The organism is Actinomadura parmotrematis, assembly GCF_019458805.1.
GTDB classification, from domain to species: Bacteria; Actinomycetota; Actinomycetes; order Streptosporangiales; family Streptosporangiaceae; genus Spirillospora; species Spirillospora parmotrematis.
The window spans coordinates 111,643-136,400 of sequence record NZ_JAIBOA010000006.1; the positions used below are offsets into that span (position 1 = coordinate 111,643).

Annotated in this window: 25 protein-coding genes; 12 read left to right on the forward strand and 13 right to left on the reverse strand. The window is 74.6% G+C overall.

Annotation, left to right across the window (positions count from 1 at the left end; all coding sequences use genetic code 11):
- The first annotated feature begins 2 nt into the window (after positions 1–2).
- A complete protein-coding gene (locus tag K1Y72_RS11300) occupies positions 3–602 on the forward strand; it encodes an LURP-one-related family protein (protein ID WP_308287012.1) in 600 nt (199 codons plus the stop codon).
- A gap of 158 nt (positions 603–760) precedes the next feature.
- Here K1Y72_RS11300 and K1Y72_RS11305 read toward each other — a convergent pair whose 3' ends face one another.
- From K1Y72_RS11305 to K1Y72_RS11325, 5 genes are all read right to left on the reverse strand, one after another.
- Positions 761–1,366, reverse strand: coding sequence for a response regulator transcription factor (locus K1Y72_RS11305; RefSeq protein ID WP_220165858.1), 606 nt, complete (start codon positions 1,364–1,366; stop codon positions 761–763).
- A complete protein-coding gene (locus K1Y72_RS11310; protein ID WP_220165860.1) occupies positions 1,363–2,574 on the reverse strand; it encodes a sensor histidine kinase in 1,212 nt (403 codons plus the stop codon). Before K1Y72_RS11310 ends, K1Y72_RS11305 begins: the two co-directional genes overlap by 4 nt.
- 78 nt (positions 2,575–2,652) lie before the next feature.
- Positions 2,653–3,789, reverse strand: a complete 1,137-nt coding sequence (locus K1Y72_RS11315; RefSeq protein WP_220166189.1) for an RNA polymerase sigma factor — start codon at positions 3,787–3,789, stop codon at positions 2,653–2,655.
- A gap of 8 nt (positions 3,790–3,797) precedes the next feature.
- The gene (locus tag K1Y72_RS11320) at positions 3,798–4,205 is read right to left on the reverse strand and encodes a YciI family protein (RefSeq protein WP_220165862.1); all 408 of its coding nucleotides are present in this window, start codon (positions 4,203–4,205) and stop codon (positions 3,798–3,800) included.
- Between the two features lie 118 nt (positions 4,206–4,323).
- Positions 4,324–5,103, reverse strand: coding sequence for an NAD(P)H-dependent oxidoreductase (locus tag K1Y72_RS11325; protein WP_220165864.1), 780 nt, complete (start codon positions 5,101–5,103; stop codon positions 4,324–4,326).
- A gap of 144 nt (positions 5,104–5,247) precedes the next feature.
- On the opposite strand from K1Y72_RS11325, the gene K1Y72_RS11330 reads away from it, so the two are divergent.
- A complete protein-coding gene (locus tag K1Y72_RS11330) occupies positions 5,248–6,093 on the forward strand; it encodes a helix-turn-helix transcriptional regulator (protein WP_220165866.1) in 846 nt (281 codons plus the stop codon).
- Positions 6,094–6,152: 59 nt separating this feature from the next.
- Here K1Y72_RS11330 and K1Y72_RS11335 read toward each other — a convergent pair whose 3' ends face one another.
- Complete coding sequence (locus K1Y72_RS11335) at positions 6,153–7,142, reverse strand: helix-turn-helix transcriptional regulator (RefSeq protein ID WP_220165868.1); 990 nt, start codon at positions 7,140–7,142, stop codon at positions 6,153–6,155.
- A 93-nt stretch (positions 7,143–7,235) separates the two neighbouring features.
- Here K1Y72_RS11335 and K1Y72_RS11340 point away from each other — a divergent pair, with 93 nt between their 5' ends.
- Positions 7,236–7,634, forward strand: coding sequence for a VOC family protein (locus tag K1Y72_RS11340; protein WP_220165869.1), 399 nt, complete (start codon positions 7,236–7,238; stop codon positions 7,632–7,634).
- 115 nt (positions 7,635–7,749) lie between these two features.
- Here K1Y72_RS11340 and K1Y72_RS11345 read toward each other — a convergent pair whose 3' ends face one another.
- Genes K1Y72_RS11345 through K1Y72_RS11360 form a run of 4 tightly spaced genes read right to left on the reverse strand, consistent with a single transcriptional unit; the run spans position 7,750 to position 9,072 of the window.
- Positions 7,750–7,923 (reverse strand): DUF397 domain-containing protein, encoded by a 174-nt coding sequence (locus tag K1Y72_RS11345; RefSeq protein ID WP_220165870.1) that lies wholly within the window; start codon positions 7,921–7,923, stop codon positions 7,750–7,752.
- Entirely contained in the window at positions 7,907–8,092 is a 186-nt protein-coding gene (locus tag K1Y72_RS11350) for a DUF397 domain-containing protein (protein ID WP_220165871.1), read from the reverse strand. The genes K1Y72_RS11345 and K1Y72_RS11350 overlap by 17 nt, the downstream gene beginning before the upstream one ends.
- Positions 8,076–8,261, reverse strand: coding sequence for a DUF397 domain-containing protein (locus tag K1Y72_RS11355; RefSeq protein ID WP_220165872.1), 186 nt, complete (start codon positions 8,259–8,261; stop codon positions 8,076–8,078). The genes K1Y72_RS11350 and K1Y72_RS11355 overlap by 17 nt, the downstream gene beginning before the upstream one ends.
- Positions 8,245–9,072, reverse strand: coding sequence for a helix-turn-helix domain-containing protein (locus K1Y72_RS11360; protein ID WP_220165873.1), 828 nt, complete (start codon positions 9,070–9,072; stop codon positions 8,245–8,247). Before K1Y72_RS11360 ends, K1Y72_RS11355 begins: the two co-directional genes overlap by 17 nt.
- A gap of 113 nt (positions 9,073–9,185) precedes the next feature.
- Between K1Y72_RS11360 and K1Y72_RS11365 the strand changes: the two genes are divergently transcribed.
- The 4 genes from K1Y72_RS11365 to K1Y72_RS37120 all read left to right on the forward strand — a co-directional run bounded on the left by K1Y72_RS11365 (position 9,186) and on the right by K1Y72_RS37120 (position 13,244).
- Positions 9,186–9,650: an ATP-binding protein gene (locus K1Y72_RS11365; protein ID WP_220165874.1), complete on the forward strand. Its 465-nt coding sequence runs from the start codon at positions 9,186–9,188 to the stop codon at positions 9,648–9,650.
- Between the two features lie 95 nt (positions 9,651–9,745).
- Positions 9,746–10,855, forward strand: coding sequence for a ferritin-like domain-containing protein (locus tag K1Y72_RS11370; protein ID WP_220165875.1), 1,110 nt, complete (start codon positions 9,746–9,748; stop codon positions 10,853–10,855).
- 343 nt (positions 10,856–11,198) lie between these two features.
- The gene (locus K1Y72_RS11375; RefSeq protein ID WP_220165877.1) at positions 11,199–12,179 is read left to right on the forward strand and encodes a hypothetical protein; all 981 of its coding nucleotides are present in this window, start codon (positions 11,199–11,201) and stop codon (positions 12,177–12,179) included.
- 480 nt (positions 12,180–12,659) lie between these two features.
- Positions 12,660–13,244 (forward strand): septal ring lytic transglycosylase RlpA family protein, encoded by a 585-nt coding sequence (locus K1Y72_RS37120; protein ID WP_220165878.1) that lies wholly within the window; start codon positions 12,660–12,662, stop codon positions 13,242–13,244.
- A gap of 16 nt (positions 13,245–13,260) precedes the next feature.
- Here K1Y72_RS37120 and K1Y72_RS11385 read toward each other — a convergent pair whose 3' ends face one another.
- Complete coding sequence (locus K1Y72_RS11385) at positions 13,261–14,217, reverse strand: hypothetical protein (protein ID WP_220165880.1); 957 nt, start codon at positions 14,215–14,217, stop codon at positions 13,261–13,263.
- 241 nt (positions 14,218–14,458) lie between these two features.
- On the opposite strand from K1Y72_RS11385, the gene K1Y72_RS11390 reads away from it, so the two are divergent.
- Positions 14,459–14,821 carry a YkvA family protein gene (locus tag K1Y72_RS11390; protein WP_220165882.1) on the forward strand — a complete coding sequence of 121 codons (363 nt, stop codon included), beginning with the start codon at positions 14,459–14,461 and terminating at the stop codon, positions 14,819–14,821.
- Positions 14,822–14,887: 66 nt separating this feature from the next.
- Here K1Y72_RS11390 and K1Y72_RS11395 read toward each other — a convergent pair whose 3' ends face one another.
- Positions 14,888–15,631: an IclR family transcriptional regulator gene (locus K1Y72_RS11395; protein ID WP_220165883.1), complete on the reverse strand. Its 744-nt coding sequence runs from the start codon at positions 15,629–15,631 to the stop codon at positions 14,888–14,890.
- A gap of 161 nt (positions 15,632–15,792) precedes the next feature.
- Here K1Y72_RS11395 and K1Y72_RS11400 point away from each other — a divergent pair, with 161 nt between their 5' ends.
- From K1Y72_RS11400 to K1Y72_RS11415, 4 genes are all read left to right on the forward strand, one after another.
- Positions 15,793–17,238 (forward strand): hypothetical protein, encoded by a 1,446-nt coding sequence (locus K1Y72_RS11400; RefSeq protein ID WP_220165884.1) that lies wholly within the window; start codon positions 15,793–15,795, stop codon positions 17,236–17,238.
- A 663-nt stretch (positions 17,239–17,901) separates the two neighbouring features.
- A complete protein-coding gene (locus tag K1Y72_RS11405) occupies positions 17,902–19,701 on the forward strand; it encodes a fatty acyl-AMP ligase (protein ID WP_220165885.1) in 1,800 nt (599 codons plus the stop codon).
- 85 nt (positions 19,702–19,786) lie between these two features.
- On the forward strand, positions 19,787–22,543 hold the full coding sequence (locus K1Y72_RS11410) for an MMPL family transporter (protein WP_220165886.1): 2,757 nt from the start codon (positions 19,787–19,789) through the stop codon (positions 22,541–22,543).
- Positions 22,533–23,537, forward strand: coding sequence for an alpha/beta hydrolase (locus K1Y72_RS11415; protein WP_220165887.1), 1,005 nt, complete (start codon positions 22,533–22,535; stop codon positions 23,535–23,537). The genes K1Y72_RS11410 and K1Y72_RS11415 overlap by 11 nt, the downstream gene beginning before the upstream one ends.
- Here K1Y72_RS11415 and K1Y72_RS37125 read toward each other — a convergent pair whose 3' ends face one another.
- Entirely contained in the window at positions 23,538–24,758 is a 1,221-nt protein-coding gene (locus K1Y72_RS37125) for a glycosyltransferase (protein ID WP_220166206.1), read from the reverse strand. It abuts the gene before it with no gap.

Genomic DNA, 24,758 nt, shown 5'->3' on the forward strand with positions numbered 1-24,758 from the left:
CGGTGTCGATCGACAGCGTCCAGCAGCAGACGCGCTTCCTCATGCGCCAGCGCCTCCGGCTGATGGTCAACCAGTACGAGGTCCACAGCGAGAACCCCGACGGCTCCGAGGGGCCGCTCGTGGCGTTCGCCCAGCAGAAGCGGATGGCGTTCAAGGAGCAGGTGACGCTCTACGCCGACACCGACAAGCAGCACCCGCTGTTCGGCTTCAAGGCGCGCAAGCGCATCGACCTCGGCGCCACCTACGACATCACCGACGCGAACGGGCAGCCCATCGGCACGTTCCGCAAGGACTTCAAGAAGTCGCTGCTGTCCTCCACCTGGCACCTGGAGCAGCCGGGCCTCGGCGTCACCACCGGCAGCGAGCGCAACAAGGGCATCGCGATCCTGCGCCGCGTCTGGGACTTCATCCCCTACGTGGACGCGCTGCCGTTCGCCTGGCCGTACCACTTCGACTTCTACGCCGGCGACCAGGTCGTCTTCTCGGTGGAGAAGAAGTTCGGCATCCGCGACCGCTACGTCATCGAGGTGAAGGACCCGCGCCTCGACCGGCGCCTGGTGTTCGCGCAGGCCGTCGCCCTCGACGCCCTCCAGGCCCGCTAGGGCGTGTTTTGTGGATCTTGTTCGTCGTGAGCGGCGTCCAGGTGGTCCCCGGCAAGGCGGAGGAGGGAGGCGGCCCGGTGCCGGCCGTCGACCGACGACAACGCCGCCGGGGGCCGCCTGGACGCCGCGCAACAGAACGTAGATCCACAGAACACGCCCTAGAGCCAGCCCTGCGCGCGGGCGGTGTGCACGGCCTCGATCCGGTTGCGGGCGCCGACCTTGCTGATCGCCGCCGACAGGTAGTTGCGGACGGTGCCCTCCGACAGGTGCAGCCGCCCGGCGATGTCGGCGACGGTGGAGCCGTCGGCGCCCGCCGCCAGGACGTCGCGCTCGCGCGGCGACAGCGGGTTCGGGCCCGCGCTCAGCGCGGCGGCGGCGAGCGCGGGGTCGATCACCCGCTCGCCCGCCACGACCCGCCGGATCGCGGCGGCGAGCTCCTGCGCGGGCCCGTCCTTGACCAGGAACGCCGACGCGCCGCCCTCCATCGCCCGCCGCAGGTAGCCGGGGCGGCCGAACGTGGTGAGGATGACGATCCGGCAGCCGGGCGCCGCCTCGGTGATCTTCGGGGCGGCGGTCAGGCCGTCCATGCCGGGCATCTCCACGTCCAGCACCGCGACGTCGGGCGCCAGCTCGGCGGCGAGCGCGACCGCCGCGGCGCCGTCCGCGGCCTGCCCGACGACCTCGATGTCGTCCTCCAGGCCGAGCAGCGTCGCGAGGGCGCCGCGCACCATGCCCTGGTCCTCGGCGAGCATCAGGCGGATCACGGGGTGGACTCTACCGGGACCGCGGGCCGCGCCAGCGGGGCCCGGACGATCACGCGGAAACCGCCCTGCGGGCCCGGTCCGGCGGTGGCGGAGCCGCCCGCCTCGGCGGCCCGCTCGGCGAGGCCGGTGAGGCCGTTGCCGGGGGACGCGGCGCCGCCCGCGCCGTCGTCGCGGACCTCCAGGACGGCGTCGCCGCCGTCGCGGCGGACCTCGACGGTGCAGCGGCCCGCGCGGGCGTGCCGGACGACGTTGGTGACGGCCTCGCGGACCGCCCAGCCGAACAGCGCGTCCACCTCGTCCGGCAGGTCCGGTCCGGCGGTGCGGACGGCCGCCTCGACGCCGGCGGCGGCGAGCACCGCCCGCGCCCCGTCGATCTCCTCGGCGAGGCTGCGCCGCCGGTAGCCGGAGATCGCCTCCCGCACGTCGGCGAGCGCGGTCCGCGCGACCGTCTCGATGTCGCCGACCTCGGCGAGCGTGCGGGCCGGGTCCCGCTCCCCGACGCGGCGGGCGAGCTCGCTCTTCAGCACGATCAGCGACAGGCTGTGGCCGAGCAGGTCGTGCAGGTCGCGGGCGATGCGGAGGCGCTCCTCGACGGCGGCGAGCCGCGCGGTCTTCGCCCGCTCGTCCTGGAGCTGCTGGACGAGGGTGCGGGCGTGCCGGAACCCGAACATGAACAGCCCGACCGACAGCGCCGACACGGCCAGCGTCGTCAGCGCCGAGCGCGACAGCCCGGCGGCGAGCGCCTGCGCCGCGACGAGCAGCGTCGCGCCCGCGACGCCCGCCGGCACCCACCGGAACGGCAGCACCATCGCCGAGATCACCGCGAGGTAGATCGGCATGCCGTTCCAGTCGGCGCCGAACGCCGGCGGCAGCACCGCGCAGACCGCCGCGAACGCCCCGTACAGCACCCAGGTGCGGCGCCCCGCGGGCCGCGCCCAGCTCTCCATGCTGAGCGGCGTCGCCACGTACAGCGCCACGAACGCCGCGATCCCGAGGAAGGCGAGGGGGAGCCGCGCGCCGTGGTAGCCGGACGCGGTGCGCACCAGCGGCACCAGGTAGACCAGCCCGAAGACCGCCCAGAACGCCCGGCGGTGGCGCGACCGCCCGGCGTCGCCCTGGTTCAGCAGGAAGCTCATGACATCCGGATGGTACGACGGCGCGCCGGGACCGTCGCCGTCCTCGGCGTCGGCGAGGGTGACCGCATGCATGCCACCGACGCTAGGAACCCGCGGGCCGCCGCGTCAGTGCCCGCTGTCGTCGCCTCGCCATGACTTTTGTCATGCGCGTCAGGAGGTGTTGAGGCGGGCGGCCTGGCGGGTGAGGTGGACGCGTTCGGCGAGGTTGGGGGCCTTCTCGGCCGCCTCGGCGTAGAGGCGCGCCGCCGTTTCCAGGTCGCCGGCGCGCTCGTGCAGGTAGGCCGCGGCGGCGGTGCGGCGGGGCAGCGCGGCGTCCAGTTCGGCGAGGGCGGCGAGTCCGGCGCGCGGGCCGTCGGCCTCGCCGACGGCGACCGCGCGGTTGAGCAGGACGACCGGGCTCGCGTTCAGGCGCGCCAGCTCGTCGTACCACTCCACGATCTGCACCCAGTCGGTCTCCTCGGCGGCGGGCGCGTCGGCGTGCAGCGCCGCGATGGCGGCCTGCGCCTGGTACTCGCCGAGCCGGTCGCGGGCCAGGGCGGCCTGGAGGATCGCGACGCCCTCGGCGATCGCCGCGGTGTCCCAGCGGCTCCGGTCCTGCTCGGCGAGCGGGACGAGGCCGCCGTCCGGCGCGGTCCGCGCGGCGCGCCGGGCGTGGTGGAGCAGCATGAGCGCGAGCAGCCCCGCCACCTCGGGATGGTCGACCGCCGCCGCCAGCCGCCGGGTGAGGCGGATCGCCTCGGCGGCGAGGTCGACGTCCCCCGAGTAGCCCTCGTTGAACACGAGGTAGAGGACGCGCAGCACCGTGGCGACGTCGCCGGGCCGGTCGAACCGCACGCCCGCCACGGTGCGCTTGGCGCGGCTGATGCGCTGCGCCATCGTCGCCTCGGGCACCAGGTAGGCCCGCGCGATCTGCCGCGTGGTGAGGCCGCCGACGGCGCGCAGCGTGAGCGCCACCGCCGACGACGGCGTCAGCGACGGGTGCGCGCAGAGGAAGTACAGCCAGAGCGTGTCGTCCACGGCGGGCGCCGGGCCGGGCGCGGGCTCCCCGTCGGCGGCGTCCTCGCGGCGGCGGCGGGCGGTGTCGGCCCGCGCCGCGTCCAGGAACTTGCGCCACGCGACGGTGATCACCCAGCCCTTGGGGTCGCGCGGCGGGCCGTCCGGCCAGACCCGGACGGCCTCCACCAGCGCGTCCTGCACGGCGTCCTCGGCCGCCGCGAAATCCGCTCCGCGGCGGACGAGGACGCCGAGCACGTCCGGCGCGAGGCGCCGGAGCAGGACCTCGTCCACGCCGGTCGTCACTCGCCGATCGTGGGCGGCACGGTGAGGAACGGGCGCAGCTCCAGCCACTCGTGGATCGGCCGGCCGCCCGCGCCGGGCGCGGCCGACAGCTCCCCGGCGAGCTCGACGGCGCGGTCGTACCCGTCGACGTCGATCACCATCCAGCCGGCGATGAGGTCCTTGGTCTCGGCGAACGGCCCGTCGGTGACCGGCGGGCGCCCCTCGCCGTCGTAGCGGACGAACGTCCCCTCGGGCGCGAGGGCGGTCTCCCCGACGAACTCGCCGGTCTCCTTCAGCCGGTCCGCGAAGTCCGCCATGTACTGGACGTGCGCGGTGATCTCGCCGGGCGTCCACCGGTCCATGGGCACGTCGTTCACGGAAGCCGGGGCGCCGCGGTAGTGCTTCAGCAGCAGGTACTTGGCCATGGTGGTCCTCCTCGGTACCGGCGACCCATTCTGGTCGCGCTCACCCCCGGGACGGAGCCGCCCGCGCCGTCTCGACATCCCCCGCCGGATTTTTTCCGGACCGGGCGCCGCGCGGCGCTCACGCCCGCACGTGCAGGCCGAAGCCCGTGCGGCCCGGCGCCTCCAGGCCCTCCTTCAGGCGGAGCGACGGGATCTCGTAGTCGCCGAAGTTCTGGCGGCGGAACGCGATCGGCTCGGTCGTCTCCAGCGCCAGCAGCCGCTCCCGCCACGCCTTCGCGGCGTCCTCGAAGGCGCCGCCGGCCAGCCGGTCGGTGCCGTGGAGCACGAACGGCGGCAGCACCTCCAGGCCCGGGTAGTAGAGGATCCCGTGGTGGATCGGGAACAGCAGGTCCTCGATCGGGCCGTTGATCCCGCGGTCGCTGTAGTGGGACTCGGGGCCGCCGACGGTCACCGACAGGACGGCGCGCCGTCCCCGCAGCGTCCCCTCGCCGTAGCGCTCGCCGTAGCGGGTCGCGTCGTGCACGCCGACGCCGTAGGCGAAGTTGTAGGTGAACACGCGGTCGACCCAGCCCTTGAGGATCGCGGGCATCGCGTACCACCACAGCGGGAACTGGAAGATCACCGTGTCGGCCCACAGCAGCTTCTCCTGCTCGGCGGCGACGTCGGGCGTGAGCGCGCCGGCGTCGAACGCCGCGCCCGAGCTCGGCACCACCTGCAAGGGGTCGGTGGCGTGCGCGCCGTAGTCGGCCGCGTCCACGGCGGCCTTCCAGCCCATCGCGTACAGGTCGCTGACCCGGACCTCGTGCCCGGCTCCTTCGAGGGTGGTCACGGCGATGTCCTTCAGCGCGCCGTTCAGCGAGCGCGGCTCGGGGTGGGCGTAGACGATGAGGGCCTTCATGGCGGGTCCCTTCGACGAGGTGTGTCGCCCTCGATGCTGGTCCGCGGCGGCCGCGCCGTTCAGGGGCGCCGTTTCCGTCGGACGGGACTTCCTGGGAACGGCAGGGCCACCCTCCCGCGCGCCGCGGCGGCGATACTGGGCCTCATGGACGATCTGGCCGGTTTCCTGCGCACCCGGCGCTCCCGCGTCGACCCCCGCGCGGCGGGCATCCCCGTCGACGCCCGCCGCCGCGTCGCGGGGCTGCGCCGCGAGGAGGTCGCGCACCTGTCGGGCGTCAGCGTCGACTACTACGTGCGGCTGGAGCAGGGCCGCGCCACGCAGCCGTCCGAGCAGGTCCTCGACGCGCTCGCCCGCGTCCTCGGCCTCGACGACACCGAGCGCGGCCACCTGCACCGGCTCGCCCGCCAGCGCCGCCGCCGCGCGAAGGCGCCGGGCGGGCGCCTCCGGCCGGAGCTGTCGCGCGTCCTCGACCTGGTCGCCGGCGCCCCCGCGCTGATCATGGACCACCGGCTGGACGTGCTCGCCGGCAACCGCCTCGCCGGGCTCCTCTACGGACGCGACCCGAAGGGCCTGAACACCGCCCGGCACATCTTCCTGGAGGAGGACGAGCGCGGCCTGTACGCCGACTGGGAGTCCTGCACCCTCGACGTCGTCGGGCACCTGCGGCTCGCGGCCGGCAAGTACCCGGACGACCCGCGCCTCGCCTCGCTCGTCGGCGAGCTGGCGATGGGCAGCGAGCGCTTCCGCCGCCTGTGGGCGCGTGCCGACGTCCGCGCCCGCACCCACGGCCGCAAGGCGTACCGGCACCCCCTGGTCGGCCTGCTCGAACTCCACCAGGAGAACTTCGCGCTGCCCGACGCGTCGGGCATGGAGCTGCTGGTCCTGTCGGCGGCCCCCGGCAGCCCCACCGCCGACGCCCTGAACCTCCTGAGCGGCCTCGGCACGGCCGCGCCCGAAAGCGTCCCGCACCCGCCCGCGCACCGTCCCTGAGGAGAGGCGCCCTGACCTTCGCGGCGCCCGCCCGCCCCGGCCGCTGACAGAGGGGGCCGTCAGGTCCGGCGGGCGGAGGACGCGAGGCGCTCGGCGAGCGCGGCGACGAGGTCGCGCAGCTCGGCGGGGCGCTCGACGGCGAACGGCCGGTCGAGCGAGGCGAGCACCGGCGGCAGCCAGTCGAGCCGCTCCGCCCGCAGCCCGACGCGCCGCCAGCGCTCGCGTTCCTCGTCGCCCCCGGCGGCGGGCGCGTCCTCCTCAAGGGTCGCGACGCCGGCGGGAAGGCGGGCACGGATCTGCGCGACCGTCCCGTGGATCCGCAACGCCACCTCGTGCCGGTAGCCGGCGGTGGCGAACCCCGACAGCACCCGCTCCGCCGGTCCGGGGCCGGCGGGCGCCGCGAACGAGCCGGGCAGGACCCGCGCGTCCGCGATGCGGTCGAGCCGGAAGGTCCGGTCCGCGCCGATCCCGGCGTCCTCGCCCGTGACGTACCAGCGGCCCGCATGGGCGACGATCCCGTAGGCGTGCAGGGTGCGCTCACCGCACCGCCCGTCGCGTCCGGTGTAGCGGATCGCGACCGGCCGGCGGTCGCGCACCGCCTCGGCGAGGGTCAGCAGGACCCCGGCGTCCGGGGCGCCGGACCCGCCGGGGCGGTCGGTGAACGCGAGCGCCTCCAGGAGGGTGTCGAGCCGGCGGGCGAGGTGCCGGGGCAGCACCCGCCGGATCTTCGCCGCCGCCGTCTCGTTCGCCGCGCGCTCCGCCGGCGCCAGGCCCGCCCGGCGGCCGGCGACCAGGCCGAGCAGCACGGCCAGCGCCTCGTCGTCGCTCAGCATGAGCGGAGGCAGCCGGTAGCCGGGGGCCAGCCGGTAGCCGCCGTAACGGCCGCGCACCGATTCGACGGGCACGTCCAGCTCGTTGAGCCGGTCGACGTACCGCCGCACGGTGCGTCGCTCGACGCCGAGCCGGTCGGCGAGCTCGGCCGCCGTGCGGGTGCCGCCCGACTGGAGCAGCTCCAGGAGCGTCAGCACGCGTGCGGTGGGCCGGGACATGCGCGCAGCCTAGCGGCGATAGCGGACCGGTTCTGTCCACTATCCCTCCTAGCCTGCGACGTGCAGACATCCGGCACGGCTGAGGAGATCCCCATGGAGTTCGTCTCGATCCGCATCATCACCGGCGACGTCGCGCGCCTCGTCGCGTTCTACGAGCGGGCCACGGGGGCGCGGGCGGCGTGGGCCACCGAGGACTTCGCCGAACTGGAGACGGCGGGCGCCACCCTCGCGATCGCCGGCACCCGCACCGTCCCGCTGTTCGCCCCGGGCTCCGCCCGCCCGGCGGACAACCACAGCGTGATCACGGAGTTCCTCGTCGACGACGTGGACCGCGTCCACCGGGACCTGGCCGACGTCGTCCCCGACGTCGTCGCCGGACCCACCACGATGCCCTGGGGCAACCGGTCCCTGCTGCTCCGCGACCCCGACGGGAACCTGGTCAACTTCTTCACCCCCGTCACCCCGGCGGCCCGCGCCAAGTTCGCCCGCTGACCCCCCGGTCACCCTCCGTTGACTTGCGGCGTGTTGGCCTCTTGAAACGTTTCAAGAGGCCAACACGCCGCAAGTCAACGAGTGATGACCCCCCGGTCACCGGCCTGCGCGGACGTCAGGCGGACTTCACCGCCGCGACGAGGCGCGCCAGGATTGGCTTGGTGAGGACGAGGTGCCCGGCCTCCGGCGCCTTGCTGTCGCGCACGCCGACCGCGCCGCCGAGCTCGGCCAGCTCGACGCAGTTGTTCCCCTCGGGACCGCTGCGAGACGCCTTACGCCAGTTCGGCATGGGACTTCACCGCTGCGACAAGGCGCGCCAGGGTCGGCCTGGTGAGGACGAGGTGCCCGGCGTCCGGGGCCTTGCTGTCGCGGACGCCGATCGCGCCGCCGAGCTCGGCCAGCTCGACGCAGGCGTTGCCCTCGGGACCGCTGCGAGACGCCTTACGCCAGTTCGGCATGGGACTTCACCGCTGCGACAAGACGGGCCAGGGTTGGCTTGGTGAGGACGAGGTGCCCGGCGTTCGGGGCCTTGCTGTCGCGGACGCCGATCGCGCCGCCCAGCTCGGCCAGCTCGACGCAGTCGGAGCCGGTGGTGTTGCTGCGAGACGCCTTACGCCAGTTCGGCATGGGACTCCATCGCTCTCGTGATCATTTCCCGTGACCGGTCGACGGGAGCTGCCAGATCGCCGATCTGCTCGCACCGTAACGCGAAGCGCTCCACTCGTTCCAGGTCCAGGACGAGACCGCCCCAGTCGGCCCCGTCGCTGAAGGCGACGTCCCGCCCGCCCACGCTGAGCAGCTTGTGCGGGCCGTCGTGACCGGTATGGGCGCCGGCCGACTTGGGGACCACGCGCACGGAGACGCGAGGACGCTCGGACAGGGCCAGCAGGTGCGCGAGCTGGTCGTGCATCACACCGGGACCGCCGACGGGGAGTTCGAGCACCGCCCAGGAAACGACGGCCGACATGCGCGGGGCACCGCCTTCGCGTTCCCACACGGCTCGCTGGCGCGCCATCCGCAACTCCAGTTCGCCCTCCACGTCCGTCAGCAGGCCGGCCTTCTCGGCGGCCTCCAGCACGGCGCGGCCGTACGCGGGGGTCTGCATGAGGCCCGGGACCAGCGTCGGCTCCCACATGCGGATCCGGCTGGCGCGCTTCTCGTAATCCGCGAGACCGGGCATCCAGTTGCCCTCCCGGCGCGCGCTCGCATGCCCGACCAGACAGGTGAAGAGGCCGCGGGCGGCGAACGTCTCGTCGATCGCCGCCGCGATCTGCAGGGACAGCCGCAGTCCGCCGGACTCGATGCGGGAAACGGTCGAACGGTCGCAACCGATCAGCTCCGCGAACGCCGTGATTGTCAGGCTCGCCCAGTACCGCTGGCGGGACACCTCCAAGGCGGCCAGATCCCAGAGGGAGCGGGCGGGATCGAGTTCGCGCACCTTACTCCTCATGATCGCGATTCGTGCGGGATGTGAACGGAACGTAGCGATCGTAGTGCTCTGGGTGTTCGCATGTCGGTCATCGCAGAATTCCGCAGCCGAAGGTGGTCGCCATGAAGAACGCGCAGTGCGTCGCCCGTCCGTCCGTGCTGGGGGAGGGGGTGACCGTCCTCAAGGTGGCGGCGGCGGCCGCGTCGGTCGGGGCGGCGCGGGACTGGGTGGTCCGCTGGTTCGAGGCGCAGGGGCTCGACTGGGCGAGCGCCGACGCCGCCGAGCTCGTCGCGTCCGAGCTCGTCACCAACGCCTACCGGCACGGGTCGCGGGCGGGCGACGGCATCGTCGTCCGCCTCTTCCGCTGCGCGGGCGGGGCCGCGCTGGAGGTGCGCGACACGTCCGCGGAGCCGCCCGTCGTCCGGCGGCCGGGCCCGGAGGCGACGGGCGGCCGCGGCCTCGCCCTGGTCGGGCTGCTCGCCGCGGCGTGGGGGGCCGAGCCGCTGGCGTCCGGCGGCAAGGTCGTCTGGGCCGTGCTGCGCGCCGTGCCGGATCCCGCGTGCGCGGCGGGCGGCCCGCCTTCTTGACCCTGGGCCTGTTCAGGGCCGGGGTTTACATGTTACTAAGAGATGTAAAGCCGCCAGGCGCGTGCTCCACCCCCCGTCGAGGAGGACTGCCCCCCGTGAGTTCCTACGACCTGTACGCCACCCCCGTCCCGGACGAGACCTGGAACGTCCCGATGGGCGGTGACACCCGCTTCACCTGGGAGTACGACGCCGGCCGCGACCGGCTGCTGAACCTGTACCAGAAGGGCAAGGACAAGCAGTGGGACGCGCAGAAGCGCATCGACTGGGACCTGGAGGTGGACCCGAACAACGTCGCGGGCCTCCCCGAGGAGTTCAACCCGCTGGTCGGCTCGCCGATCTGGGACAAGATGTCGCAGCAGGACCGCGACGAGTTCGGCCGCCACCAGGGCGCCTGGCTGTTCAGCCAGTTCCTGCACGGCGAGCAGGGCGCGCTGAACGTGTCCGCGCGCATCGTGCAGTCGGTGCCCGACCTCGACTCCAAGTTCTACGCCGCCACCCAGACGATGGACGAGGCGCGGCACGTCGAGCTGTACGCCAAGTTCGTGCACGAGAAGATCGGCATGTACTACCCGGTCAACCAGGACCTCGCGAAGCTGCTCGCCGAGTCCCTGGAGGACTCCCGCTGGGACCTGCCCTACCTCGGCATGCAGGTGCTCATCGAGGGCCTCGCGCTCGCCGCGTTCGGCGTCTACCGCGACCTGTCGACCAACCCCCTGGTCAAGCAGCTGCTCGCCTACGTCATGCAGGACGAGGCGCGGCACGTCGCGTTCGGGCGGCTCGCGCTGAAGGACTACTACGCCGAGCTCACCAGCAAGGAGCGCGCCGAGCGCGAGGAGTTCGTCGTCGAGGGCTGCTACCTCATGCGCGACCGGTTCAAGGGCCGCGAGGTCTTCGAGACGCTCGGGATGCCGATGAAGGAGTGCATGGAGTACGTCGACAGCTCGCCGATGTACACGCTGTACCAGTCGCTGCTGTTCAGCCGCATCGTGCCGTGCGTCAAGGACGTCGGCCTGTGGGGCGACAAGGTGCAGGCGGCCTACGCCGACATGGGCGTCCTCGACAACGCCAAGGCCGACCTGGAGGCGCTCATGCGCCAGGACGAGGAGATCGCCGAGAGCGTCGACCGGGAGCGGCACGAGCGCGAGCTCGCCGTCCGCAAGCACGAGGTGGACGAGGCGATCAGCCTCGGCGGCGCCTCCTCGTAAAGGCGTAGCGGAAAGGTAAAAAGCGGAGGCGCCCGGAACGTGTTCCGGGCGCCTCCGCTTTTCTCCCGCCTCCAATTCGGGACCAGAGGGCCGTCAAGGCGACCCCATGGCGACCGGCCGATTCTCGCCCGATGTCGCCTTATGTACGGGCGCGGACGGGGGCTCCGCCGCCATTCCTGTAGATCTTTTTGCCTTTCCCCTTTTCCTCGGAGAAAGGCCGTGCGGGGCGGCGGAGGTGTACTAGCGTCCCGGCTCGATGGTGCGGACGCCGGTCCGGCAACGGGGCCGCCGGCACGTCCGGCGCCCGCACCGCCAGGGTCGACACGAACATCCCGGGGGAACCATGAACGCGACCTTCAAGAAGCTGCTGCGCCTGACCGCGCTCACGCCCGCCGCCCTCCTCGCCGCCGTCGCCGCCTCGTCGGTGCCCGCCCACGCCGCCACCGGCCCGGCGGACGTCGTCGACACGGCCGTCGCGCAGACCGTCCAGGGCCGGGTGCTGCCGGTGGACGCCACCCGGCTGTCGCCGCCCGCCGAGGTGGGCGTCCGCACCGGCTTCGCGCAGCCGGGCGCGCGGAGCGGGGGCGTGACGGACGGCAGCGGCGCCGACCTGCACGGCACCGACCTCAACGGCACCCTGGAGGGCCTCACCGCCAGCACCCTCGACGGCCTCGACGGCGTGTCGCCGGCGCCGGGGCGGCGCGCGCGCACGGACGTCCCCGCCGACACCGACGGCCCGCTCGCCAAGGTCGGCGGCACCGTCCACAAGGCGCTGACGCCCGCGAACGGCGCCGAGGGCCGCACCGGCATCGCCACCGACTGCCTCCAGGACGCCGGGCACGCGGTGCACGGCGCGACCGCCGGCGGCGGCGCCCGGCAGCGCGGCGACCACGAGCTGCTGAAGGCGCACTGCGACCTCGGCGACGACCTCGTCTCCCGGTCGAACGCCGTCACCGGCAACGGCCTGCCCGGCACCGGCATCCTGCCGCAGAGCGCCGGCCGGGACGCGGACCGCGGGATGCGCGCGCGCCGCGACGGCCAGGGCCCGGACGGCGGCCTCGACAAGCTGCTGAACAAGCTCACCGGCAACGACCGCGCCGACGCGCCCCGCGACGGCTCCCAGGGCCTGCTGTCCGGCGGGCTGCTGCCGCAGGGCGGCCTCGCCAACGGCGTCCTGCCCTCCGGCGCGCAGCGCGGCATGCGCGCCGCGATGCCCGCCTCGAACCCCGTCGGCAACCTCAACGTGCTGCCCGCGGGCATGAACCTGCCGGGGCTGCAGGCGCTGCCGACCGTCCCCGGCCTGCCGCCGGTCGGGCAGGGCTGACCGCGCCCGTAGGACGAGACCCGCGCCCGGAGGGGGCGCCCCGGAGCGGCTCCGGGGCGCCCCCTCCGGCGTTTCTCCGCCCTTCTGTTCACGCGGTGCGGTGGATCTGTGGCGCTGCGCTGGAGATCAGGTGACAAAACCCACAAACGGGCGGTCCCGGGTTGCTTCCCGTGAATCGCGACGTACGGTCGAGGACTTGTGCGGCGCCGAATGAGCCCGGTGCGCCGGAACGGCAGCCGCACGGCCGGACGCCGGAAACCGCGACCACGCGGTGAAGCGCCCCATCGGGGGGCACATTGGCGGGCGCTCGCGGGGTCGTCTACCCCGGCGGGCCGACTCGCGCGGTGACGTACGCGCAGGCGCCGCAGTCGCCTGAACGCGCCGCGAAGCGACAACACGGGCATCGACGGACGCCGCACGCCGGCGCGCCGTCCGCTGCCGGGCGTCCGGGGCACTGTCCCCGAACAAAGGACCCTCTCTGTGGGCAGCACCACGGGTAAGCACCGTCCGCGCAAGCGCGCCCGCGCGCTCCTGGTCGCCTCCGGCGCCGCCGTCGCGGTCTCCGCCGCCGGGGCCAGGACGTGGGCGCTCGCGTCCACCGGCGGCCCGTCCGGCGAGGCCGCGCAGGTCGCGCCCGCGCCGGTGGCCGCCACCACCGCTCCGGTCGCCGACGCGCCGCGCGCCACACCGTCCCGCGCGAGCCGCGGCGCGCCCCGCTCCACCGCCACGGCCACGCCGAAGCCGAAGCCGAAGAAGACGCGCAAGGCGAGGGTGCTGGCGAGCGGCTCGTGCGAGGCGTCGTTCTACGGCGAGGGGCAGATGACCGCGAGCGGCGAGGCGTTCGACCCGGGCGAGCTCACCGCCGCGCACAAGACCCTGCCGATGGGTTCGCGGGTCCGCGTCACCAACCGCGGCAACGACCGCTCGGTGGTGGTGCGGATCAACGACCGCGGCCCGTACGTGAGCGGCCGCTGCCTGGACCTGTCCACGGCGGCGATGAAGCGGGTCGGCGGGCTCGGGTCGGGCGTCATCGGCGTCCGCTACGAGGTGCTCTCGCGCGGCTGACCGGGCGCGCGGCCCGCTAGTTGTGGCGGGCCGCGTGCTCCAGGTCGAGGCGGACGGGCCGCAGGTCGGCGCGGGTCTCGCCGGCGGGCGGGGCGTCGAGGTCGGCGATCCGCTCGCGGAACCAGTCCGACAGCACCCCGTCGACGCGCACCGCCTCGGTGATCGGCGGCCGGGCCTCGGTGCCCGGCTCGGCGGCGAGGGCGTGCCCCATCCGGAACGTGGCGGCCTCCACGGCGCCCATGCCGCCGCGCCGCAGCGTGTCGCGGAGCGCGGTCGTCTCGGCGGGCGGGACGATCCGGTCCTTGGCGCCGCCGATCAGCAGCAGCGCGGTGTCGCGCTCGGCGATGCGGGGCGCGAGCGTCCCGAGGTCGAGGCGCTCGGCGAGCTCGGCGGCCTCGGCCGTCCAGGCCCGCTCGCGGCCCGCCCGCTGCTCCAGCAGCCGGGCGGTGCGGCCGGGCGACACCACCGGCGCGACGAGCGCGGCGGTGCTGACCGGCACGTCGCCGGCGGCGAGCACCAGCAGCGCCGCCGCGGCGCCCGCGGAGAACCCGGCGAGCCCGATCGGGCCGTCGGGCAGCCCGAGGTCGCGGCGCAGCGCGGCGAGCACGTCCGGGAGGCTCTCGGCGGCCCGCCGGACGGCGGTGGCGTAGGCGTGCACGCCCTCGGTCTCCAGGAACGCCGCCGAGCCGAGCCCCGCCGGCGGGCGCGCCGCGGCGGGCAGGTCGAGGTAGACGCGCCAGGCGGGGACGCCGGTCATCGGCATGGCCGCCGCGAGGGCGGCGGCGGTGCGCGGCGGGTCGAAGCCCGGCCACGCCGCGATCAGCTCCGTCGCCTCGCCGGGCCGGCCCGCCGGGCGGGCGTCCACGGCGGTCGGCGGCAGCGCCACGTAGGCGGCGCCGGCGGCGGCGCCGCGCACCGCGACCGCGGCCTCGGGCGGGGCGGTCTCGGTGGTGTTCGCAGGTTCGCCGGTCATGGTCCCGCGTCAGCTCCAGAGGCAGAGGGGCAGGCGGGAGCGCCCCCGCGGCGGACGGGGACTCCCGAAGGCTCATGTTTCCAGCGGACGCCGGGAAATGCGGCCGAATCGCCGCAGCCCGTGCGTGTGAGTAATGGAAAAGTAACTTGAGGTAACGAGGAACAATCGCCCGCTTTAGCGCGTCTTAGGTAGTCGTGGGCGTTGCGGGGGCACGCCCCACCGATCGTGCGAAGGAGGGGTCGTGGACAGGAAGCGCGGTGCCGCTGCCGCCGGGCAGGCGTGGCAGATCTACAGCGAGACCCTCCCGGCGGACGCGCCGGGCCTCTGGGAGCGCGCCCGCGCGGTGCCCCGGATGCTGAAGGCCGTCGTGCGCGGCGACTACAAGGGGCTGTCGTTCGGGACGCTCGGCCTGCTCGCGCTCGGCCTCGTCTACATCGTGTCGCCCCTCGACGCCGTGCCCGAGGTCATCCCGGTCGCCGGCGTCGCCGACGACGCGGGCGTCGCCCTCTGGCTGGCCGCCGTGCTGGTGAAGGCCGCCGGCGAGTTCGTCTCCTGGGAGCGCGGCGGCCGCCCGACGGCCGTCGTCGGCGAGGTCGTCGACTGACCGCGCCCCGGTCCGCTCCGCGACGGCCCATGACCCTCCGGTCATGGGCCGTTCGCACGCACGGCGTCAGGCGGGGGCGAGCTCCCGCACGAAGCCCGCGGCGACCTCGGCCAGCACCGGCACGACCGCCTCGGCGGCGGCGTGCGTCATCCGGCTCGTCGGGCCCGACACCGACAGCGCCGCGAGCGACGGCGCGCCCTTCAGGGGGACGGCGACGCACCGCACGCCGACCTCCTGCTCCTCGTCGTCCAGCGCGTAGCCCTGCGCCCGGATCCGGGCCAGCTCGGCGAGCAGCGCGTCCGGGTCGGTGAAGGTGCGCGGGGTGTGCGCCGGCATGCCGGTGCGCGCCAGCATCGCGCGGACCCGGTCGTCGGGCAGCTGCGACAGCAGCGCCTTCCCGACGCCCGTGCAGTGCGGCTGGACGCGCCGCCCGACCTCGGTGAACATGCGCATCGCGTGCCGGGACGGGACCTGCGCCACGTACACCGCCTCGTCGCCCTCCAGCACGGCCATGTTGGCGGTCTCGCCGAGCTCGTCCACCAGCCGCTTCAGCGCGGGCCGCGCCCAGGAGCCGAGCATCCGCCCGGCGCCCTCGCCGAGCCGGATGAGCCGCGGCCCGAGCGCGTACCGCTTGGACGGCTCCTGCCGGACGTAGCCGTGGTTCACCAGCGTCCGCATCAGCCGGTAGATCGTCGGCATCGGCAGGCCGGACGCCTCGGCGAGCTCGGAGAGCGCCAGCTCCCCGCCGGCGTCGGCCAGGTGCTCCAGCAGCTCGAACGTGCGCTCCAGCGACCGTACGGCCTCCGCCACCGCTGCCCCCTCGTCGTCGCGATCACCCGATTCTACGGAAAGCCGATTTCACTCTGCGAAAGCGGTGCGGGACGTTACCGAACGTGACCGACGGGATATGAACAGTCAGAGTCACGTGCCGACCCCCGGGCCGAAGGACCATCGACGGAGGGGACGAACGGGTGCGAGCGAGGGCGGTCCGGCGCTGGGGCGCCGTCATGCTGGGCGGCGTGCTGGCCGTGCAGCCGATCGCGGACGCGGCCGCCGGGCCGCCGTCCGCCGGCCCGGATCCCGCCGCCTCCGGCCCGTCCCCGGCGGCGTCCGGAACGACCGAGGCGACGTCCGAGGCGTCCTGGGCGACGTCCGGCGGCGCCACGGCACCGCCCCCGGCGCCGAGGGGCGCCGCCACGACGCCCCCGCCGTCCGCCGACGCCTCGGCGTCGCTCCCGGCGTCGCCCGCCGGCACCGTCCGCCTCGCCACCGCCGTCGACCTGCGGGGACGCCGCGACGAGCCCGGCGCCCGGGTCTTCGACTACCGGGTGGAGGTCCGGCCGGACGGCGGCGTCGCGCGCGCCGCGACCCTGCTGCTCGTCGCCGCCCGCCCGCTCGCGTGGACCGCGACGCCCGAGGGCTGCGCTCCCGCCCGGCCGAACGAGCCGCTGCGCTGCCGCCTCGGCGACCTCGCGCGGCCGTTCCGCGTGCCGGTCTCGGTCCGCGTACCCGCCGAGGCCGTCCGAAAGCGGACGGCGAGCACGCCCGACGAGACCGCGTCCACGAAGGCCCCCCAGGGGACACGGCGCTTCGTCGCGGTCGCGGCCGCGTCCAACGCGGAACGCGAGTCGGTCACGTTCGTCCGGCTGCCCCAGCCGGACGCCGCCCGCCCACCCGCCGCACCTGCCCACAGCACCCGGCCCGTCCCCGCCCCCTCGGGCAAGACGACGACCCCGCGCCCCGCGACCCCGCCCCCGGCGAAGACCGACGGCGCGCTGATCACGCCACCGCCCCCCACGCCGCAGGCCCCGCCCGCCCCCGCGACGCCCCGGACGCCGCACCGCGCGCCCAAGCCGCCCGTCCACGCGGCGCGCCCCATGGCGCCCCTGCTGCCCGCACCCGCTCTTCCCGCTCCGGCGGCCCCGGACGTCCAGGCCCCCGCCGCCGCTCCGCTTCCGGCGCGCCCCGCCGCTCCGGCCCCGGCACCCGAGCCCGCCCCGGCCCTGCCCGCACCCGCACCCGCCCTGCCGGCCCCCGCGGCCGCCCTGCCGGAGCCGCAGACCGCGCCCGGCCCGGAGTTCACCCTGCCCGCCGTCCCGCTGCCGACGCCCGTGAACGGGCCGCCGATGGACATGCCGACCAGCGGCATCCTGCCGACGCTCGGCGCGCAGGCCCCGGCGAACGTCGCGGGGGAGAGCCAGATGACCCTGATCTCGCCGTCGGGCACCGAGGAGGGCGACGGCACCGACTGGGCCGTCGTGCTCGGCATCACGATCGTGGCCGAGGTCGGCCTGCTCTGGCTGGCCGCCTGCCTCGGTTTCTGGCGCCGCCGGATGGCGGCCGCCGGCGCCCGCGCCGCCCGCACCCGCGCGACGACCACCCGCCCGCGCCGCCGCCTCCCCTTCCGCCGCGCCTAGAACGCGTCCCGCGCCCCTCCAGAAGCGCCGCCGCCCACGACCACCCGGTCATTCACCGTTGAGATGCGGCGTGTTGGGCACTTCAAAGATCGAAAGTGCCCAACACGCCGCATCTCAACGTGGGGTGACCGGGTGGTCGTGAGGGCGGTGGCCGTGTGGGCGCGTGAGCGTGCGGCGGCTTTTTGTGGGGTTTCGGCTGCCCATCGGCCCATGGGAGCCGGATCGGGCTCGGAGCCGGCGGGAGGGGCGGGCGCGGGGCGGCGTGCCGGGGGTGGGAGTCCGCCGGGTCGGGGCGCGGCACGGGGGTGGTTCTGGCGTGGGTTCCGGGTGGTGCGGGGTGGGAGGGGCGGGGGTAGGGTCCGGAGCGCGGGGAGCGGGGTGTCGGCGGGGTGTCTTCGCAGGCTGGGCGTTGGTGTGCAAGGGCGGGGCGGGAGGCCCCGTGCGGGGGTGGCGGGTTGTCACTTCCATGACAAACTCCGGTCTCGTGAATGTGGCGCACAGCCAATACCCTCGGCTCGCTACCATCCGGTAGCTTCACGCTGCACGATCGCTGCCGTGCCGGCGGGGCCCGCCCGGAGGCGGGCCGCCGGGATCCGGCGCACGGCCGGCGGCGCGGTCCCTGCCCCGCGCGCCGCTTCCTCTTTCCCCCCGGGAGATACATCCATGGCACTGGGCTCGCTGCTTCCCGAACTCCAGCCCGGAGGCGCCGGGCGCGTGCCGCTCATCGAGCGGCTGCCCCGCTGGGCGGCCGAGAGGGCCGGCGATCCGGCCTGGACCTTCGTGGACTACTCCGCCGACCCGGCCGGCGTGCACATCACCCTCACCTGGGCCGAGGCCGACCGCCGGGCGCGCGCCATGGCGGTGCGGCTCCGGCAGGTCGCCGAGCCCGGCGACCGGGCCGCGCTGCTGCTGCCGCAGACGCTCGACTACATGGTGACGATGCTCGGCGCGCTGTACTCGCACGTCGTCGCCGTGCCGCTGTTCTCCCCGGACCTGCCGGGCCACGCCGAGCGGCTGATCGGCGCCTACCGCGACTCCGAGCCCGCCGTCATCGTGACGTCGCGGAACTCGCTGCCGCACGTGGAGAAGTTCCTCGCCGACCAGGACGTGCCCGCCCCCAAGGAGATCATCTTCGCGGAGGAGCTGGACCTCGGCCTCGCCGACGGCTGGGCGGACGAGCCGATCGGGTTCGACGACCTGGCGTACCTGCAGTACACCTCCGGCTCCACCCGCCGCCCCGCCGGCGTGGAGATCACGCACGGGAACGTGACGTCCAACGCCATGCAGCTCTGGTCGGGCTGGGCGCCGGAGAAGCCGGACCCCGAGCTGGTGAGCTGGCTGCCGCTGTTCCACGACATGGGCCTCATCGCGACGATGGCGCTGCCGATGGTGTCCGGCGACCACGCGATCTACACCGACCCGGTGTCGTTCATCATGAACCCGGTGCGCTGGCTGGAGCTGATCGCCGAGCGCCCCGCCAAGAACGTCTACACCGCGGGCCCGAACTTCGCCTACGAGTACGTGGCGTCCATGGTGACGCCCGAGAAGCTCGCCGAGCTGGACCTGAGCGGCCTCACGACCTGCCTGAACGGCGCCGAGCCGATCCGCACCTCGACGCTGGCGATGTTCGCCGACGCGCTCGCCCCGGCGGGCCTCGACGCGGGCGCGCAGGCGCCCGGCTACGGCCTCGCCGAGGCGACGGTGTTCGTGACCGCCGCCGCCGACCCGGCGCCGCCGCGCATCCTGCACGTGGACCGCGACGCCCTCACCCAGGGCGTCCTGACCCTCGCAGACGAGGGGTCGGAGCGGGCGAGCGCGCTCGTGTCGTGCGGGGGGCCGCAGGGCCAGTACGTCGCGATCGTCGACCCGGAGACGCGCCGCGAGCAGCCGGACGGCACCGTCGGCGAGATCTGGGTGCACGGCCCGAACACCGCGCCCGGCTACTGGCGGAACTCCGAGCGGAGCCAGGACACCTTCGGCGGCGAGCTCGCCGAGCCGGGCGACCTGCCCGCCGGGCCGTGGATGAAGACCGGCGACTACGGCGTCCTGCACGGCGGCGAGCTGTACGTCACCGGCCGCATCAAGGACCTGATCATCGTGGACGGCCGCAACCACTACCCGCAGGACCTGGAGGTGACGACGCAGGAGGCGCACGAGGCGGTCCGCCCCGACCACGTCGCCGCCTTCGCCGTCGCCACCGGCTCCGGCACCGAGGAGCTGGTGATCGTCGCCGAGCGGAACCGGCGGGTGCCGCTGGCCCGCCTGGACCTCGCCGAGGTGGCGGACGCGGTGCGCGGCGCGGTCAACGTCGAGCACGAGATGAGCGTCAAGGAGTTCCTGCTGATCGAGCCGGGCGGGGTGTCCCGCACCTCCAGCGGCAAGATCGCGCGGGCCGCGACGCGGCAGCGCTACCTGGACGGCGCGCTGCCGACGAGCGCCGCCCGGATCGCCTCGCGCAAGTAGGGCCACGCACGCAAGGGGGCGCGGGCGACCCGCGCGGCCACCGGGATCCGTAGGATTCCGGTGGCCATCCCGATTTAGGAGGATCATGCTCGCGGGGCTCGGACGGCTCGTCCATCGAGGGCGCTGGATCAGCCTCGTCCTGATCCTGCTGCTGACCGGCGGGGCCGCCGTCTTCGGCGTCGGCGTGCTCGGGAAGTTCAAGGCGGGCGGGTTCGACGACCCGCGCTCGTCCTCGACGCTGGTCGCCAAGCTGGGCGCCACCTACTTCGGCAGCACCAATCCCGACGTGCTGGTCCTCTACGAGAGCGACACCCTGACGGTCCAGGACCCGCGGTTCGAGGCCGCCGTCGTCCCGACGGTCGCGCGCCTGCCGAAGGCGCAGGTCGACGAGATCATGTCGTACTGGTCGTTCGAGGACGCCAAGGCCGCCGCGCAGTTCGCCTCCAGCGACCGGCACAAGACGTTCGTCACCATCCGCTTGCAGGGCGACGACGACGCCGAGCGGATGAAGAACTACACCGACATCAAGGCGCTGCTGGCGCCGCCCGCCGGACCGGTGACCGCGAGCGTCGGCGGCGCCGTGCCGCTCGGCCAGGAGTTCGGCGAGCAGGTCGTCACCGACATCGTCACCGCCGAGCTGACGACCGCGCTGCCGCTGGCGATCCTGATGGTCGTGCTGTTCGGCGCCGTCGTCGCCGCGATGCTGCCGCTCGGCGTCGCGATCTTCTCGACGATCGGCGGCCTCGCCGTCCTGAACCTCGTCACCTACGCCGCCGACGTGACCTCCTTCGCGCTGGAGGTCGTGACGATGATGGGCGTCGGCCTCGCGATCGACTACTCGCTGTTCATCGTCAGCCGGTTCCGCGAGGAGATGGACACCGGCATGCGGGCGCACGGCCTGGAACCCGGGAGACCCTGGAAACGGATCGAGGACAGGGCCGAGCGGAAGGCGGCGAAGAAGGCGTACCGGGCCGCGCTCATGCCGGTCCGCGAGGGCGCCCTCGCCGGGACGCTCGCCACCGCCGGCCGCACGATCATGGTGTCGGGCGTGACGGTGTCGGCGGCGCTCGCGGGCCTGCTGCTGTTCCCGCAGATGTTCCTGCGGACGATCGGCCTCGCGGGCATCGCGACCGTCATGGTCGCGGTGTTCGGCGCGACGGTGCTGCTGCCGACGATGCTGGCGCTGCTCGGCACCAAGGTCGAGGGCGGCCGGATGCCGTGGCGGCGGCCGAACTCCAAGCGCGCGCGGCGCGACCCCGAGTCCGGGTTCTGGTACCGGCTCGGCAAGAGCGTCATGAAGCACCCGCTGCCCTACTTCGCGGTCGTGCTGGTCATCCTCGGCGTGATGTTCGGGCCGTTCCTGAACGTGCGGTTCGGCAGCGTCGACTTCCGGGTCCTGCCGAAGGACAGCCCGACGCGCGTCGTCATGGAGGCGGTGAAGGCCGACTTCCCGAGCGGTTCGGCCGAGCCCATCGACGTCGTGGTGTCCGGCGACCTCATCCCGCGGCACTGGCGGCCGTCCGGCAAGGGCGACCCGATCCCGCCCTACCTCACCGACTTCCGCAAGCGCCTCGCCGCGCTGCCGGGAGTCACGCAGGCCGAGTTCAGCGGCTACAACGGCGAGTACGGCGGCGTCCGCATATCGGTGACGCACAAGTGGGATCCGATGGACTCCCGCGCCCAGGACCTCGTCAAGACGATCCGGACGATGAAGCTGACGTCGGGGGACGCGCCGCTCGACAAGGGCGGCACCCCCATGCACATCGACGTCGGCGGCAGCACCGCCGCGCAGATGGACCTCATGTCCAGCCTGATGCGGACGCTGCCCAAGATGGCGGTCTTCGTGGCGGTCGCGACGTTCCTGCTGCTGTTCATGTTCTTCGGGTCGATCGTGCTGCCGCTGAAGGCGATCGTGATGAACGTGCTGTCGATCGGCGCCTCGTTCGGCGCGATCGTGTGGGGGTTCCAGTACGGGCACCTCGCCGGCGTCCTGGACTTCACCCCGACGGGCGGCGTCGAGGCCACCAGCATGATCCTCATCCTGGCGGTGGTGTTCGGGCTGTCGATGGACTACGAGGTGTTCCTGCTGTCGCGGATCCGCGAGGAGTGGGACCGCACCCACGACAACCGGGTCGCCGTCGCGTCCGGCATGCAGCACACCGGCTCGATCATCACCAGCGCCGCGCTGCTGTTCCTCATCGTCATCGGCGCGTTCAGCATGGCCGGGATCACCGTGGTGAAGCTGATCGGCGTCGGCATGTTCGTCGCCGTCACCGTGGACGCGGTGCTGGTGCGGTCGCTGCTCGTCCCGGCGACGATGCGGTTCATGGGCGCCGCGAACTGGTGGCTGCCCGGCCCGCTCGCCAAGCTGCACGCCAAGATGGACCTGCGCGAGCACAGCGCCGGCGGGGCGCGGCCGCCCGGCGAGCAGCCGCTGCCGTACGCGATGCGCTGGGAGCGGGCGACGACCCCCGCGCCGGCCCCGGTGCCCGTCGCCGCGCCCGTCCCCGAGCGGCGTCCCCGCCCGAACGGCGCCCACGCCCGTCCCGCGCTCCCCGAGGACGACGGTCGCTTCGCCGCCGCGCCGAGCCCCGAACCGGCGGCCCACCGCCCCCGGCACGCCGCCCCGCCCCGGCCCCTCCCCCCGGAGCCCGAGCCTGCCCCCGCCCCCGAGCCCGACCCCACCGAGACGCAGGCCGACGTCCGCTGGTCCCCGTGGGCCGACGGGCAGCCGGACGTCACGAAAAGCCGCCGCACGACCACGCGCCGTGAAATAGTCCCTAACCCGGACGGCTACGGCTGGCGTTGGGCCACGGTGGAGGAAGAAGAGGATGACGGATGAGGCGCACCGGTACGCGGCGGCGGCCCTCACCGCCTGCGCGGCGCTGCTTCCGCTGACGGCGGCGCCCGCCCGCGCGGCGGCGCCCGTCCGCGCGGACGACGGCTCGTCCGTCACGGCGTTCCGCTGGCTCGACAAGGCGCGCACGACGTTCGACGCGACGGTCCGCTCCGCCGGTCTCGGCAGGGACGCCAAAGTGCGCGTCCTCGTCCCGAAGGGCTGGAAGCAGCGGTCGGCGCAGAGCTGGCCCGTCGTCTACGCCTACCACGGCGGCAACGACACCTACGTGTCGTGGACGCGCAGCACCGACATCGAGCGGGTCGCGCGCCGCTGGGGCGTCATGGTCGTGATGCCCGAGGGCGCCAACGGCTCCTACACCAACTGGTACAACGGCGGGAAGGGCGGCCGTCCCCGCTGGGAGGACTTCCACCTGCTGGAGGTCCGCCAGCTCGCCGAACGCAACTGGCACGCGGGCGGCGCGCGCGCGGCGATGGGCCTGTCGTCGGGCGGTCAGGGCGCCTGCACCTACGCGGGAAGGTCGCCGGGCACGTTCCGGTACGCGGCCTGTTTCAGCGGTGTCCTGTCGATGAGCCGTCCCGGCATCCCGATGCTGCTGATGTACACGAACCTGCGTTCCGGGCAGCGGCCGGAGGCGATCTGGGGCGTCCCCGGCATCGACCAGGCCAACTGGGACGCGCACGACCCGATCAAGCTGCTGCCGCGGATGCGCGGCACCGGCCTGTACGTGTCGTCCGGCACGACCGGCCGTCCCGGCCCCTACGACAAGCCCGGCACGGCGCCCTGGGACGTCGGCTACGTCAGCGAGCGCGCCGTCGGCGCGACGGTGCGGGACTTCGTCGCCGAGGCGCGGCGCCGCCGCATCCCGGTGACGTCCCACCTGTACGGCCCCGGACGGCACGCCTGGCCCTACTGGCAGCGCGAGATGCACACCGCCTGGCCCCTGATGATGCGCGCCCTGGGCGCCCGCCCCGCCTGATCAGGCGAGGAGGTCGGCGGCGCGGGCGGTGCCGTTCTCGGCGCGGACGCGGGCGCCGATCGCGGCGGCCCGCTCGGCGATCTCCGGGGTGCCGGCGGCGGCGCGGATGCGGCGGGCGAGGGCGGGGACGGACAGGTCCTTGAACGGCAGCGGGGCCGGTCCCGCGCCGAGCGCCGCGACGCGCTCGCCCCAGTACGGCTGGTCGCCGAAGAACGGGCAGACGACGGTCGGGACGCCCGCGCGCAGCCCGGCGGCGGTCGTCCCGGCGCCGCCGTGGTGGACGACGGCGGCGGTCCGCGGGAACAGCCAGGTGTGCGGGACGTCGCGGACGGCGAGGATCCGCTCGTCGGACGTCGCCGGGTCGCCGTGCACGATGCCGCGGACGCCGGCGAGCTTCAGCGCCGTCCGGACGGTGAGGCCGGTCATCTCGGCGTCCTTGGGGACCATGCTGCCGAACCCGGCGTAGACGGGCGGCGGCCCGGCGGCGAGGAACTCCGCGAGCTCGGCGGGCGGCTCCCACGCGGGCTCGTCGAGGAACCAGTAGCCGGTGAGGTGGACGTTCGCGGGCCAGTCGGCGGGGCGCGGCACGACGGCCCCGCTGAAGCAGGCGAGGACCGGCACGTCCGGGCGGGGGAAGCGGACCGGCAGCTTCGGCAGGCCGAGGACGTCGCGCCGCCAGGGGTTGATGAAGGGGCGGGCGAGCTGCCAGGCGAGCAGGTCGACGGCCTCGTAGCTGGCGCGGCTCGCGCGCGCGCCGAGCCGGGCGGCCCGCGGCAGGAACGGATGCGCGAACGCGCCCGTCGGCTGGCTCGGCTGGAAGTGCATGAGCGCCCACGGGACGCCGAGGTGCTCGGCGAAGTGGCTCGGCATCAGCCCGAGCGTCGGCCCGAGGATCAGGTCGGCGCCCTTGCAGGCGTCCAGGCACTCGCCGAGGAGCCGCTCGGCGACGGGCCCGAGGATGCGGCGGAAGCCGCGCAGGAACCGGACCGGGTCGCGGCCGCCGGCGAGCAGCTCCTGCCCGGCGTCGGAGTCCATGATCTCGGTGGGGTCGGCGCTCAGCGGCGCGAGCTCCAGCCCGGCGCGGTGCGCGAGCGGCGCGTAGCGGGCGCTCGCGACGAGCCGGACGCGGTCGCCGCGGGCGGCGAGCTCGCGGCCGAGCGCGGCGCAGGGCTGGACGTCGCCGCGCGACCCGGCGGCGAAGATCACGACTGTGCGGCTCAC